Source organism: Porphyromonas sp. C0026D3 (genome assembly GCF_056590775.1).
Genome location: NZ_JBWPWU010000001.1, coordinates 257,952 through 272,043, shown reverse-complemented (window position 1 = coordinate 272,043; position 14,092 = coordinate 257,952). Strand labels below are relative to the sequence as shown.

Annotated in this window: 10 protein-coding genes and 2 tRNA genes; 7 read left to right on the top strand and 5 right to left on the bottom strand. The window is 49.7% G+C overall.

Going from position 1 to position 14,092, the window contains the following annotated elements:
* Nucleotides 1-149 precede the first annotated feature (149 nt).
* Nucleotides 150-1,934 carry a 30S ribosomal protein S1 gene (rpsA, locus tag AC1EK1_RS01085; RefSeq protein WP_480305212.1) on the top strand — a complete coding sequence of 595 codons (1,785 nt, stop codon included), beginning with the start codon at nt 150-152 and terminating at the stop codon, nt 1,932-1,934.
* A gap of 124 nt (nt 1,935-2,058) precedes the next feature.
* Here rpsA and AC1EK1_RS01080 read toward each other — a convergent pair whose 3' ends face one another.
* The 5 genes from AC1EK1_RS01080 to AC1EK1_RS01060 form a co-directional block, all read right to left on the bottom strand.
* Nucleotides 2,059-2,541 carry a methylated-DNA--[protein]-cysteine S-methyltransferase gene (locus AC1EK1_RS01080; RefSeq protein WP_480305210.1) on the bottom strand — a complete coding sequence of 161 codons (483 nt, stop codon included), beginning with the start codon at nt 2,539-2,541 and terminating at the stop codon, nt 2,059-2,061.
* 55 nt (nt 2,542-2,596) lie between these two features.
* Nucleotides 2,597-3,220, bottom strand: coding sequence for a DNA-3-methyladenine glycosylase family protein (locus AC1EK1_RS01075; protein ID WP_480305209.1), 624 nt, complete (start codon nt 3,218-3,220; stop codon nt 2,597-2,599).
* Nucleotides 3,221-3,387: 167 nt separating this feature from the next.
* Nucleotides 3,388-4,701 carry a 5-methylcytosine restriction system specificity protein McrC gene (locus AC1EK1_RS01070; RefSeq protein WP_480305207.1) on the bottom strand — a complete coding sequence of 438 codons (1,314 nt, stop codon included), beginning with the start codon at nt 4,699-4,701 and terminating at the stop codon, nt 3,388-3,390.
* An 8-nt stretch (nt 4,702-4,709) separates the two neighbouring features.
* Nucleotides 4,710-5,972 carry an McrB family protein gene (locus AC1EK1_RS01065; protein ID WP_480305206.1) on the bottom strand — a complete coding sequence of 421 codons (1,263 nt, stop codon included), beginning with the start codon at nt 5,970-5,972 and terminating at the stop codon, nt 4,710-4,712.
* Nucleotides 5,973-6,560: 588 nt separating this feature from the next.
* The gene (locus AC1EK1_RS01060) at nt 6,561-6,824 is read right to left on the bottom strand and encodes a hypothetical protein (RefSeq protein ID WP_480305205.1); all 264 of its coding nucleotides are present in this window, start codon (nt 6,822-6,824) and stop codon (nt 6,561-6,563) included.
* Between the two features lie 507 nt (nt 6,825-7,331).
* On the opposite strand from AC1EK1_RS01060, the gene AC1EK1_RS01055 reads away from it, so the two are divergent.
* The 6 genes from AC1EK1_RS01055 (at nt 7,332) to AC1EK1_RS01030 (ending at nt 13,984) form a co-directional block, all read left to right on the top strand.
* Nucleotides 7,332-9,191: a 2-oxoacid:acceptor oxidoreductase subunit alpha gene (locus AC1EK1_RS01055; RefSeq protein ID WP_480305204.1), complete on the top strand. Its 1,860-nt coding sequence runs from the start codon at nt 7,332-7,334 to the stop codon at nt 9,189-9,191.
* Between the two features lie 9 nt (nt 9,192-9,200).
* Nucleotides 9,201-10,259 (top strand): 2-oxoacid:ferredoxin oxidoreductase subunit beta, encoded by a 1,059-nt coding sequence (locus tag AC1EK1_RS01050; RefSeq protein ID WP_480305203.1) that lies wholly within the window; start codon nt 9,201-9,203, stop codon nt 10,257-10,259.
* 182 nt (nt 10,260-10,441) lie between these two features.
* Nucleotides 10,442-12,049: a phosphoenolpyruvate carboxykinase (ATP) gene (gene pckA / locus AC1EK1_RS01045; protein ID WP_480305202.1), complete on the top strand. Its 1,608-nt coding sequence runs from the start codon at nt 10,442-10,444 to the stop codon at nt 12,047-12,049.
* 461 nt (nt 12,050-12,510) lie between these two features.
* Nucleotides 12,511-12,581 (top strand) — tRNA-Gln (locus AC1EK1_RS01040).
* A 243-nt stretch (nt 12,582-12,824) separates the two neighbouring features.
* A tRNA-Leu gene (locus AC1EK1_RS01035) sits at nt 12,825-12,906 on the top strand.
* A 205-nt stretch (nt 12,907-13,111) separates the two neighbouring features.
* The gene (locus AC1EK1_RS01030; RefSeq protein WP_480305201.1) at nt 13,112-13,984 is read left to right on the top strand and encodes a sigma-70 family RNA polymerase sigma factor; all 873 of its coding nucleotides are present in this window, start codon (nt 13,112-13,114) and stop codon (nt 13,982-13,984) included.
* The last annotated feature ends 108 nt before the right edge of the window (nt 13,985-14,092 follow it).

Below are 14,092 nucleotides of genomic sequence, written 5' to 3'. Positions count from 1 at the left end.
TATTTACCCCCGATATTCATTAGACTTTAGTGTCAGTATTTCAATAAATTATAGTATCTTTGCCGAGGTGAGTACTTTGTGCTAACCATAAGAGAATCAATAACAATATTGTTGAACCATTTTTATTAAGCGTTTTTACTAACCATTTAATGAACAAATTTGACGACGTAAAGCCTCTAGAAGGTTTTGACTGGAAAAGTTTTGAAAGCGGAGATGGAGTAGCCATTTCAGAGAAGGAAGAAAAGGCACTCGAGGACAAGTATTCATCCACGATCGAAAGCATCGAGGAGGGACAGGTCGTAGAGGGCAAGGTTGTCTCAATCTCCAAGCGAGAAGTCATTGTAGACGTTGGTCTCAAGACCAATGGTGTCATTCCGTTCCCGGAGTTTCGCTACAATTCTGACCTCGCAGTAGGTGATACCGTAGAGGTTCTCGTCAAGGAGCAAGAAGATCGCTCAGGTATGCCCGTCCTCTCCCACAGAGAAGCGATGCAGGTGCGTGCTTGGGATCGCATCAATAAAGCACTTGAGACCGAAGAGACAGTCAAGGGATATATTGAGAGCCGTACACGTGGCGGTATGCTCGTGGAGATTATGGGTGTCCAGGCGTTCTTGCCCGGATCACAGATCGATGTGCGTCCGATACGCGACTTTGATGAGTTCGTGGGCAAGACGATGGAGTTCCGCGTGATCAAGGTCAACCAAGAGTACCGCAATGTCGTTGTTTCTCACAAGGCACTCATCCAAGAAGAGCTCGAGGCACAACGCTCCGAGATCATCTCTCGCCTCGAAAAAGGCCAAGTCCTCGAGGGCGTAGTCAAAAACATCACCTCCTACGGTGCTTTTGTCGACCTTGGTGGCGTAGATGGTCTGATCCACATCACCGACCTCTCTTGGGGTCGCGTAAGGCATCCTGAAGAAGTGGTGTCTCTGGACGAAAAGATCAATGTCGTAATCCTAGACTTTGACGAAGACCGCAAGCGTATCGCACTCGGTCTCAAGCAACTCACACCACACCCATGGGATAGCCTCGACCCCAACCTCGCAGTAGGCGATCGTGTCAAGGGTAAAGTGGTAGTCATCACCGACTACGGCGCATTCGTCGAGATCGTACCCGGCGTAGAAGGACTCATCCACGTGAGCGAAATGAGCTGGACACAGCACATCCGCAACGTGAACGACATCCTGAAAGTAGGTGAGGAGATCGAAGTGGTAATCCTCTCACTTGACCGTGAAGAGCGCAAGATGAGCCTCGGAATGAAGCAACTCGTGCCCGATCCATGGGAGAATATCGAGGAGAACTACCCTGTCGGATCCAAGCACACCGCAAAAGTCCAAAACTTCACCAACTTCGGAATCTTCGTGGAGTTCCCTGATGGTATCGATGGACTCGTACACATCAGCGACCTCTCTTGGACCAAAAAGATCAAGCACCCAAGTGAGGTTACCAGCATCGGTGCCGATATGGAGGTGGTCGTACTTGATATCGACAAAGAGAACCGTCGCCTCAGCCTAGGTCACAAGCAGATAGAGGAAGATCCTTGGGCGGCTGTTGCCGATAAATACAAGATTGGCAGCATCCACACCGGTACAATCACCGAAGTAATGGATCGTGGTGCCGTAATCAGCCTAGAAGACAATGTCCAGGGCTTTGCCACCCCCAAGCACTTGGTAAAAGAGGATGGCACTCAAGCCAAGCAAGGCGACGAGCTGGAGTTCAAGGTCATTGACTTTAACCGCAACAATAGGCGAATCATCCTCAGCCACAGCCGTATCCATGAGGACGCAGCTCGAAGCGAAGAGGGCGACGATCAGAGCGTAGACCAAGAAGCCCTACGCGCAGCGACCTCTACGACAGCCGAGAAGTCCACACTGGGAGACCTGGATGCACTGGCAGATCTACGCGAAAAGCTGGCTGACAAAGACGCCGAGTAAATAAAGATGCTGAGATCGCTTTAGTCGGGCAGCTGCTCGACAAAGCATCCACGATAACCGCAAGAGGGTGTGTCAAAACAACTGTTTTGACACACCCTCATTGCTATACAGAGCACAGTCAGTGTCAGGCTTCTAGATCCAGCAAATACTTCTTGCGCTCAAGGCCTCCGGCATAGCCGGTTAGCCGACCATCGCTGCCAATCACCCGATGACAGGGGACAATGATCTGGAGAGGGTTTGCCCCTATCGCTCTTGCTACGGCACGCACTGCGGAAGGACGTCCCACAGTATGGGCTACAGAAGTGTAGCTGCAAGTGGTGCCATAGGGGATCGTCATCAGTGCATGCCAAACGTCTTTTTGAAAATCAGTACCGACCGCCATCAGTGGGAGACTGAACAAGTGACGCTCACCTGCAAAGTACTCATCCAACTGCGCAGCCGCCACCAAAAGAATCGGGCTATTTACCGACATCGATACCGGACGGCAAGGCTGGCCGAGGCGCTTCAGGAGTCGGACATGACTCAATCCATCGATCCAGTCGCAACAGCAAAGATGGTGACCGCATGCAATCAGTACGAGCATACCACATGGCGATGTATAGAGCATCTGCTCAAGAGGCGGCAAATACTTGGTGCCACACATAGTTTCACGGAGGATTTCTCTACCGAGGCTCAACTTCGCCTGCAGCAAGCACCCACAAGTAAATACTTGCCACACTACCGTACGGCGAGTATCGACGTCTGTACCGCTCAAAGCGTGCACGTGGCATCTCTCGGTGGTGGTAAAGCAGTCGGAGTCCGCGGTGAATGCCCAAGTCACCGAAGCTCAGGACATCCGATCGCTGAAGAGAGTGGAGCAAAAGCATCTCGGCAGTCCAAACACCTACCCCATCCAATGCGGTAAGTCGCTGGATAACTTCAGCATTCGATAGCTCTGAGAGGGCGTGAAAGTCCAGAGCTCCACTCCGGACTTTTTCCGCTATAGATCGGATGTAGCCTGCTTTTTGGTAGGAGAGCCCCAAGCTCCGGAGCTCCTCCGGCGACAGAGAGAGGACCGACTGAGCGTCTACAGTCCCAAGTCTTTGCTGCAAACGAGCCCAAACAGTAGCATGAGCCTTGGTAGAGATTTGCTGCCCCACAATACTGTGGACTAACGCCTCAAACAGGTCCGGAATTACCGGACGGCGGACCATGCCGACCCGCTCGATGAGCTCAGCCATCCGCTTGTCTTTTCTCCTTAGGTAGTCCGTCTCTTGCCTACCGTATCGGAAGAAGTGATCACCCATATCCACTTTGTCACTTATCGACTGTAAAGGTACATATATTTTAGGCGTATAGTCCAAAAAACTTTTACCGGATAACAAGACTATAAAATAAGCCCCATAGGTCGAAGTTTCGTTGTCATTATAAGTGTGTAAGAGTTACTTCAAGTGTCCCTTTTATCATGTCTGAACTATGTAAAGCTAGACGATAAGTTAGTCTCCGGTTCATTAAGAGTCGGTAAGGGTACTGCTATTCGATAAAAACCAAACAAGAGCCTGTCTTCATCCTCCGTCAAGAGCTCTTCCAGGCTCTTATCTTTGAAAGGATTCTGCGCTTCCCCTTCCTTAGGATAGATAACAAGACAAGGGATTACTTCACTGGCTGAAAGCCGAAAAAGCTTTCGATCTCGAGCATATCCGGCTAATTGCCTTGCGATAGCTGTGTCGATACTTCCCTGCTGAAAGCGTGGTATATACTTAGTATCCATGACGAGTTTGGGATTATAACAGATAAAGTCCGGATAGCCCGTATATCCTTTGGCTTGATACTTAATCTTCTCACCATAGGCTTCTCGCAATAGTCCTAACACGTAATGCTCATACAGCAACGACATATCTAGCCAAAAGACAGGGCAAGGGCTCTCTGCAGCAGGACGGATGCTCGTGATACTATAATCACACCATCTCAAGATCATCTGAGCAATCTGCACAGCCTCTTCATACCCTCGAAAGAGTTTATGACACTTCATGCTTTTGATCTCCCACACCTCTATCTGGTCACCGACATCACAAAAGGCTGAGATACATTGATTGATCGCATGATGCAGAGCGTGTAGGCTTTTGTTTTCTTGTGCGATCTGAGCGATGATCTGACGAGAAAAGAGCAGAGCCTTCTTGATCAAGCGATTCTCTGGCGTATCTACAGAGTACTCTTGGTATTTGCAATACACCCTTTCGCAACGCTTACGCATCACATTGTAGTACTCGTTTTGGGAGATGGCGATGCTTCCCCTCACCTTCTTCAGATTGCTCTCTCTTGACACATAGCTCTTTTTTAGTCCACGCTTGATGATCTCCCGTATCAGGGATATGAAGTGAACTATAATCAACGGACTCAGCACAGAATTGAGTTCGGGAGCTTCTATCCGAGGTTGCTCTAGGTCGACACCATAAATCTTAGATAGCTCCTTCGGCTCTATGCCACTATTGAGACATGTAGCAAGCATCTTTAGGTAGTCTATCCTGTCACACCCACCCTTGGGGGTAATAACTAGAGGAGTCGCGTCGATCCATTGAGCTCCTATTACATAAGAGGCATAATAGCCCTCCCCTGAATACTCTTCACCAGAAGAGGCTAGTGGTGACGTACCACCCCACTGCCAGCGAAAGAACCACCTATCTAGGCCCTTCGACTGTGCAGGTAGCCGCATGCCCTCTTGCCAAACAGACAGAGAAATCTCTAGAGGGATTAGCTCATGCTCCTGTACTTGTATTAGCTTTGGCATTACTCTACTCAGTCCTCACTGTCCTCTGACGGCTTAGGTAGATAGCACTTCGCATCCATCCAGCTATTGAAGTAGTGCTCATCTTCTTTCTTCCCTCTCAAGATACCATCCTTGATGTATTCCTTGATCAGAGGCACCACTTCATAGCGCATCTTGAGCCGGAGCGACTCGATATCATCCGCCATAAAGTAGCTGTGTCCTATCATCAAGTCTTCAAGCTCAAAGTCGCCACTCTTGTGTTGATAAATAAACGAGTTCTGATCGTCTTTAGACTTGCCATTTATCTCCTCAAAGAGAGATATAGCGAGGTCACGCACAGACTCATTAACGTGCGTCCTAATAACCTCGGTACTAGCCTCCAATGTAACGAAGGCAAAACGACGACGTACGGCGTAATCAATACTACCCGTAGAGCGGTCCGTCGTATTCATCGTGCCAATGATGTAGAGATTGGCAGGGACAGCGAAGGACTCCTCAGAGTATGGTAGCGTCAAGCTTATGCGATGGTCACCGCCTCCGCTACGCTTATCTGCCTCTAACAAGGTAATCAACTCTCCAAATATCTTAGATACATTACCTCGATTGATCTCATCGATAATAAGAACGTATGGCTTACTAGATATTTGATTTTCTAGATGATACTCTTTCTTTACAGCATTGATGAAAGCGGCCGCATAGCTTGACCAGTTGTTTTCTCTACCTTCACCGATCGCTTGTAGCTTGACCTTTTCAATATTGAGCGGAGAGGGCGAATAGTCCTCTTTTTCTCTCAGTGAGAATACACTGCGCGAACTAATAGTTTTATTACCCTCTTTCCACCAAACGTTCAGTTTTGACTTGCCCGTAAGCGTTGGGATCGTTTTTCGATTCTCATATCCCTTGATTGACTCCAGATAAGTATCTATACAAGAGATGATGTCAGCACCTTCTTTCATTTGAGCCCTTTGGCAGAGACTCTTGAAGAGCCCATCCTCCACTTCGTACGTGATGCCACCCCCATTTTCACTGACTACCGGCTTAAGCCCCTCGACAAAGTCTTCATAATCCATCGACTGGTGAAAGGTACAAAAAGCTATCTGCCCCTCGTCTTGTAGTTTTTCATACTCAGCCATTACCTTGCTATGATCTGAGAAGTCAGAAAAGTCTTTATTGCACAAACGCACAGCGATGGAGGCTGTCGTATAGGTCTTGCCTGTCCCTGGTGCCCCTTGCAAAATGATGTTTTTCTTTAGCTCAAGGAGCCGCACATAGTTGTCTATCTCTTCATTCATCTTAAGTTTCGAAATGATTTTGTCAATATACTTCCAAGTCTGAGTAGTTGAGCCACAAGGATTAAAAGTCCCTTGCGCTTGTATGCGATAGCCGTATACATCTGGTTGATCCTCATCTGATATGTGGCAAAGCACATCTACATTTCGATAATGCTCGTAATAGAACTCTTTGTAAAGTTCAGGGTCTTCGTACCAGTTCTGGCAATTTTACAACTTTTTTACCAAAACAAACAAATGCGATGCGACGAGCGTGGGCTGCTTTTTTTGACCCATAGAGGCTAACGCTTTAGCTCCTAAGGTCTAAACTATAGCGGGCTACTCCTCTCCGCTGGCGATCCGGCGACGTAGTGCTCTCTTGAGTTGCGCCTTGATGGTGCACCATAGCTGAGACTCTTCCAGCTCATCTGCGGGGATTCGGCTAGCGTAGCGCTCTAGAAATTCATAGCTGTACAGATGCGATGCGCCAAGGTCATTATCCCTCCAGGCACAGTGATTTATCAGCTCAGCCCAATCCCACTTGTCAATGAAACGATCTATCGTATCATACTCCAGTGGTATATCCTCATTCTTAGATAGTTCATCCCAGTCCTAGTAGTCAGCAAACCGCTCCAAGCACGCCACTGTCAGAATGGTATAGCAATCAGTCTGAGAGAGCTCCGTCCAGTTTATCCAAGTCTTGAACAGCTCGAGCATCTCGGGCGTCCACAGGATCTCGCCGTTGCCGGAGACGATATCCCAGTCTAGCTTCCTGCTATACTTTTTGAGGGTCTCCAATGTCCAGGGGAACTCCCGTGCGAGATCTCTCCAAGCAGCTTCGTCCAGCTGCGTCTTTAGTAAGTCATTTATCTCCATAGTTCTTCATCTGATTAGTTGAACACGGTACAAAGATATCCCGTAGGGTGTGCCATATTGAAGCAGAGGCTATGAGAATCTTTCGACTTCCTCAGAAGCTCTGACAGTTCCATAGGGGTGACACTCCAGTTTCTCAGTAGTGAAACTCTAGTTTCAGCGGAGTGAAACTGGAGTTTCATAGGCTGGAAACCTCCGGCTTCATAGGGAGGTCTAATGCCTGCATTGAGAAGCTAGGAGAGAGCAACGACCAACGGCGAGAGTGGGGCTCCCGGCTCTCGTACCGATGATGCTCGCCACGCCACTTAGCAGGCAAGCACAAAAGCAGGCACAGCGCAAGCCAACGATCAATGACTTCGTGCTTGATGTGCAGGGTGGCGAGACACCGGCATCGACTGAAAGGGTACAAATATTTTATTTCTCTTTCTCGAATATTTATTATAATTTTGTAAGGACTATACTAGGACGAAACGATATCGTTTAACTACAGTAATACTATTCTAAACAATCATGGGTAATACACCGAACTCAGAAGTCCTTCACAGTGTCGTTGTGCGCTTTGCCGGCGACTCCGGTGACGGAATGCAGCTGACAGGCTCCCTTTTCTCCGACGTGTCAGCCATACTAGGCAACGAGATCTCCACCTTCCCGGACTACCCGGCCGAAGTGCGCGCACCAAAAGGCAGCCTCGGTGGTGTCTCGGGCTTTCAGGTACAGATAGGTACAGACCACGTGCGGACTCCCGGTGACCAAGCCGATGTCCTGATCACAATGAATCCCTCGGCACTCAAGGTCAACAAGGGCACGATCAAGCGAGACGCTATCATCATAGCCGATGATGACTCTTTCACCGATCGTGATCTGAAAAAAGGAGCCTTTGAGACCGACAACCCCTTCATCGAGCTTGGACTGGAAGATGTGCAGGTGATCATGGTACCGATCACAAGCATGGTCAAAGAGAGCCTAAAGGACTCCGGACTGGATGCCAAGTCGATTGATCGATGCAAAAATATGTTTGCTCTCGGACTCGTGCTCTGGCTTTTTGAAAAAGATATCACTCCGGCCGAAGAACAGCTCAAGCTAAAGTTTGGTAAAAAGCAGGACCTCCTTGCCGCCAATATCAAGGTCCTGACCGATGGATACAACTATGGGCACAATACCCATATGAGTGCGACGACCTACCGCATCGAAGGCAAGGAGATGGAGAGAGGACACTACACCGACCTTAGTGGCAACAAAGCCACTGCATTGGGCCTGCTCGCCGCAAGCGAAGCCGCCGGACTGGAGCTCTTTTTGGGCAGCTACCCGATCACACCGGCAACAGACATCCTACACGAGCTGTCCAAGCTAAAAGCACAAGGTGTCAAGACCGTACAAGCCGAAGATGAGATATCGGGAGTGTGTACAGCCATTGGGGCAGCGTATGCCGGAGATCTGGCCGTGACGACCACCTCGGGACCCGGGTTGGCACTCAAGACAGAAGCCGTCGGCTACGCCGTGATGACAGAGCTGCCTCTCGTAGTGGTGGATGTCATGCGCGGAGGCCCCTCCACCGGACTTCCGACCAAGAGCGAACAGTCCGACCTCCTACAGGCTATTCATGGACGAAACGGAGAGTCACCGGCAGTGGTGATGGCCGCATTGTCGCCGACCGACTGCTTTGAGTCCGCATACATGGCCGCCAAGATCGCTGTGGAGTACATGACACCGGTCATCCTCCTGACGGATGCATACATCGCCAATGGAGCCTCCTCCTGGCGAATCCCCGATATCAGCCAACTACCCAGGATCACTCCACACTACGTACAAGAGTTTTATAAAAACCCGGAGAAAAAGTGGACCCCCTATCGCCGTGACAACAACACCAAAGCACGCTACTGGGCGATCCCAGGCACAGCGGGATACATGCACCGAGTAGGGGGACTGGAAAAAGACCCCGAAACCGGAGCCATCAGCACCAACCCAATCGTACACGACCTGATGGTACACACCCGAGAGGAAAAAGTACAAAATATCGCCAACATACTACCTCCACTAGAGGTCGAGGGCGCAGAAGATGCCGACACTATACTGGTCGGCTGGGGTAGTACCTACGGACACAACCAAAGCGCTATGCGCCTCCTCCACGAGGAGGGCTGGGAGGTCGCATTGGCACAATTCAAGTATATATACCCTCTACCGACCAATGCTGCCGAAGTCCTTCGACGGTACAAAAAGGTCATCGTAGTCGAGCAGAGTCTGGGACAATTTGCCAAATACCTGAGTGGAGAGATCAGCGGTCTCGATATCTACCGGATCAATAAAGTCGAGGGCAAGCCATTCCTCGTGCGACGTATCTGCAATGATGTCATAGATATCCTCAAGAAGTAAAGCCACACCATGAAAGTACATAACGAATTTTTGACCGTATGCGGTCCCGAAAAGAGCGAACGCAAACTAACTGCCAAGGACTTTTCTAACGGCTCTCCCGTAAAGTGGTGCCCCGGCTGTGGCGACCATGCTGTGCTCAACTCCCTACAAAAGGCGATGAGTAATATCGGGATCGCCCCCGAAGATACCGTGGTCGTATCCGGTATCGGTTGCTCCTCACGCTTGCCCTACTATATGGGGACCTACGGGATGCACACCATCCATGGACGTGGCGCCGCCATTGCCACAGGAGTCAAGACTGCTAACCCCAACCTCAGTGTCTGGCTCATAAGCGGAGACGGAGACGCACTCGCCATCGGAGGCAACCACTTCATACACCTCTTGAGACGCAATGTGGACATAAATATGGTGCTTTTCAACAACCGCATCTATGGCTTGACCAAAGGCCAATACTCACCGACAAGCCCAAGGGGATTTCGATCAAAAAGCTCTCCTTTTGGGACAGTTGAAGATCCATTCAATCCAGCCGAACTAGTCTTTGGGGCACGAGGCACGTTCTTCGCACGCTCCCTAGATATTGAGATGGACACCATGTCCGAGTGCATGGAAGCCGCACATGCCCACATAGGAGCCTCTGTCGTCGAGGCTCTCACCAACTGCGTCATCTTCAACAACGGAACACATAGCTACTACTCCGACAGACCAACTCGTGCAGAACGAACCATCACACTCCGACACGGAGAAAAAATGATCTATGGCAAAAATAGAGACAAAGGGATCGTCCTAGAGGGGTTGGAACTCAAGAGTGTCACCATCGGTGAGGACGGCTATACCGAAGAGGACATCCTCACACATGACAGCCACATGCGCTCCCCCATCCTCCATGCACTGCTGGCACAAATGCACGAAACACCGGACATGCCTCTGGCGCTGGGGATCATTCGTGATGTCAGCGCACCAGCATACGATCGCGAAGTGTCGCGACAGATCCAAGAGGTCCAGGACCAAACACCGCCTAAGGGTGTACAAGATTTTCTCTACAGTCTGTCACGTTGGGAAGTAAAATAGGTCGACATAATTAGCGAAAGAATTCACCAAACTCTTGGTGATGGCCAAATTTCTAATTAACTTTGTGGTGCTTCCGAGGGCTACGTAGTGCGTCCCCCCGAAAGCACCACTTGGTGCATGTGCACCAATGACTGCAGGACACATAATACTTTCAAAATTCAATAAATATCGACTAACTGATTATGGCAAAGATTGACCTAACAAAGTACGGCATTACCGGTGCTACCGAGATCGTACACAATCCGTCGTACGAGCAACTCTTTGAAGAAGAGACTAAGCCAGGCCTTGAAGGCTTTGAAAAAGGACAAGTTACCGAGCTTGGCGCTGTCAATGTCATGACCGGTGTCTATACCGGTCGTTCCCCCAAGGACAAGTTCTTCGTCATGGATGACACCACACGTGACACACTATGGTGGACCACCGACGAGTACAAGAATGACAACAAGCCCGTCACAGAGAAAGCGTGGAAAGAGATCAAGAAAATCGCAACCGATGAGCTCTCCAACAAACGTCTATTCGTTGTTGATGCCTTTGTCGGAGCAAATCCCGCCACTCGTCTGAAGCTCCGCTTCGTGATGGAGGTTGCATGGCAAGCTCACTTTGTCACCAATATGTTCATCCGCCCAAGCAAGGAAGAGCTCGAAAACTTTGGTGAGCCGGACTTCCTCATCCTGAATGCATCCAAGGCCAAGGTAAAGAACTACAAAGAGCTTGGACTCAACTCTGAGACTGCTGTAGTCTTCAACCTGACCGAAAAAGTACAGGTAATCATCAATACATGGTATGGTGGTGAGATGAAGAAGGGAATGTTCTCCTACATGAAGTACCGTCTCCCACTTCAAGGTATTGCAGCTATGCACTGCTCCGCCAACACCAACCTGGACGAAACAGAGACCGCAATATTCTTTGGCCTATCCGGAACCGGTAAGACCACCCTATCCACTGACCCGAAGCGCAAGCTGATCGGAGATGACGAGCATGGTTGGGATGACGATGGTATCTTCAACTTCGAGGGCGGTTGCTACGCCAAGGTAATCAACCTGAGCAAGGAAAATGAGCCAGACATTTACAACGCAATCCGTCGTGACGCACTCCTTGAGAATGTGACAGTGGATGCCAATGGCAAGATCGACTTTACCGATGGATCGGTGACCGAAAACACCCGTGTTTCTTACCCAATCTACCACATCGAAAACATCGTAAAGCCTGTCTCCAAGGCCGGTCCTGCAAACAAGGTTATCTTCCTATCCGCCGATGCATTCGGAGTGTTGCCTCCAGTATCAATCCTGACACCGGAGCAGACCAAGTACTACTTCCTGAGCGGATTTACAGCCAAGTTGGCCGGGACAGAGCGTGGTATCACTGAGCCCACTCCTACATTCTCTGCTTGCTTTGGTGCCGCATTCCTCACACTGCACCCAACCAAATATGCAGAGGAACTTGTAAAGCGCATGAAAGCCAATGGATCAACTGCATACCTTGTCAACACCGGCTGGAACGGCACAGGCAAGCGTATCTCCATCAAGGATACACGTGGCATCATCGACGCAATCCTAGACGGCTCTATCGACAAGGCCCCCACGAAGCAAATCCCATACTTTGACTTCAAGGTACCTACAGAGCTACCTGGTGTAAACAGTGATATCCTGGATCCTCGCGATACCTACGCAGATCCTGCAGAGTGGAACAAGCGCGCTGAGGATCTCGCACAGAGATTCATCAAGAACTTCCAAAAGTTCACCGGCAACGAGGCTGGAAAGGCTCTCGTATCTGCAGGCCCAAAGCTCTGATACGGACACCACGTCCTAGAGCGTGATTGAAAAGAGAGGGTGTGTCAAAACTACTTTTGACACACCCTCTCTTTTATTTTTCTCCCAACATCTGTCCTGCTTTTTTACCCTCAATAATAGACCTGTTTTTCTTCTTCTACCCGTCTAAGCGATCGCTTCTATCCGTGAAAAGTTTTGCTTCTATCCGTGAAACCGATCGCTTCTATCCGTGAAACTTGAGAACTCTTATAAGTCTTTGATTATCAGCAGCTCCAAAAAAACTTTTTTCGTTCCCTGAAAAGTTCCCTTTTCTAGTCCGTTTTTGAACCATACTTTTGACTTCCCCACGATGTACGTTTGTCCTGCTCGGGGTCTTGATCACGATAGGATAAAGTCCCCCAAAAACAACCCTGTGTGCTTGCATAAGTCAGAAAGTGTGCGTACATTTGCAACGTCTTTCAGAGAGAGACACCTTATATCATTGTCCGGTGGTGTAATGGTAACACGTAAGATTCTGGCTCTTAAATTTGGGGTTCGAGTCCCTGCCGGACAGCGAAGCACAACCCGCTCAAAGCCGTTTAGACTGGCTTTGAGCGGGTTGTCCTTTTGTTGCTACTGTCTATGATGGCATAAAATCGCACCAATATGGGCTATGACAGAGGAGCTTTCGTGCTACTTGGTCTGTCGCTAGAGTCGCACACCAATAAGGGCATGTAGAGTGGCATGCTAAATTCGGAAAAGTTTTTGGGCTACAGTCGTGATAGTCTGGAAAGAAATGGGTACATTTGCACCACTTGCCCAGATGGCGGAATAGGTAGACGCGCTGGTCTCAAACACCTGTGGAGCAATCCGTGCCGGTTCGATCCCGGCTCTGGGCACCGGAAGCGGGATAACAAACAACGGGATTGTGACTTATCAGTCTCGTTGTTTTTGTTTGTCCGTTTCGCAATGCTATTTAGAGGATGTGGCGGTTTTTTTTTGAACAAAGCGACCATCCTTTTGGTTATATTGTCAGAAATGTGCCTGCAAGGTGCTATTTCGGAGCTCAATACATACCCACTCAACTAGGATAACAGTAGACTTATGAGGCAGCTAAAGATAGAGAAGTCCATAACCAGCAGAGACGATGCGGTGATGAACCGCTATATGAAGGAGGTGGCAAAGGAGGAAATGATCACCCCTGAGGAGGAGGCGGAGCTGGCTATGAAGATTCAGCGACACGATGAGGAGTCTCAAGCCGCTATAGATAAGCTGGTGCGTGCCAACCTGCGCTTTGTGATCTCTGTGGCTAAGCAGTACCAGGACTTGGGGTTGCCATTGATTGACCTGATCAACGAGGGTAACCTTGGGATGATCCGTGCGGCACAGGGTTTTGACGGCTCTAGGGGCTTCAAGTTCATCACCTACGCTGTGTGGTGGATCCGCCAGAGTATCCTAAAGGCACTTGGGGATCAGGGGCGTATTGTCCGCCTGCCACAGAACCAAGTGGGCAATGTGACGAAGCTCAAGAGTGCTCGTGATCGATTTGAGCAGCTGCACCAGCGCTTGCCATCGCCAGAGGAGCTGGCCGATGAACTGGAGATGGATGTCGATAAGGTGATTGATATCATCCAGATTGATAAGGGGGAGGTCTCGGTGGACAAGACGTTTGAGGATGGGGAGAGTAGTACGCTCTTGGATGTGATGACTGACGAAAATGCTCCGGCTGTCGATGGTGGATTGCTGGATGAGTCTTTGTCGCGGGAGATTTTCTCTGCCATGCAGGTTTTGAATGAACGTGAGCAGTTTGTGCTGGTCCATACTTTCGGGCTGGGTGGTGCTCCGGAAATGAGTTTGGACGAAATCGGTGCGGAGGTGGGTCTGAGTCGTGAGCGTGTGCGACAGATCCGCGAAAAAGCGATCCGTCAGCTGCGGAAGGATAGCGACAAGACTCAGCTAAGGAGCTACTTGGGTTAGTGACCTGTAGATAATATACAATCGATAGTCCCGGCTTGCATCGCAAGTCGGGGCTATCTGTTTTGGTGGGGTGAGGGTTCTCGCTTGGTGTGACTATAGGAAAGGGGG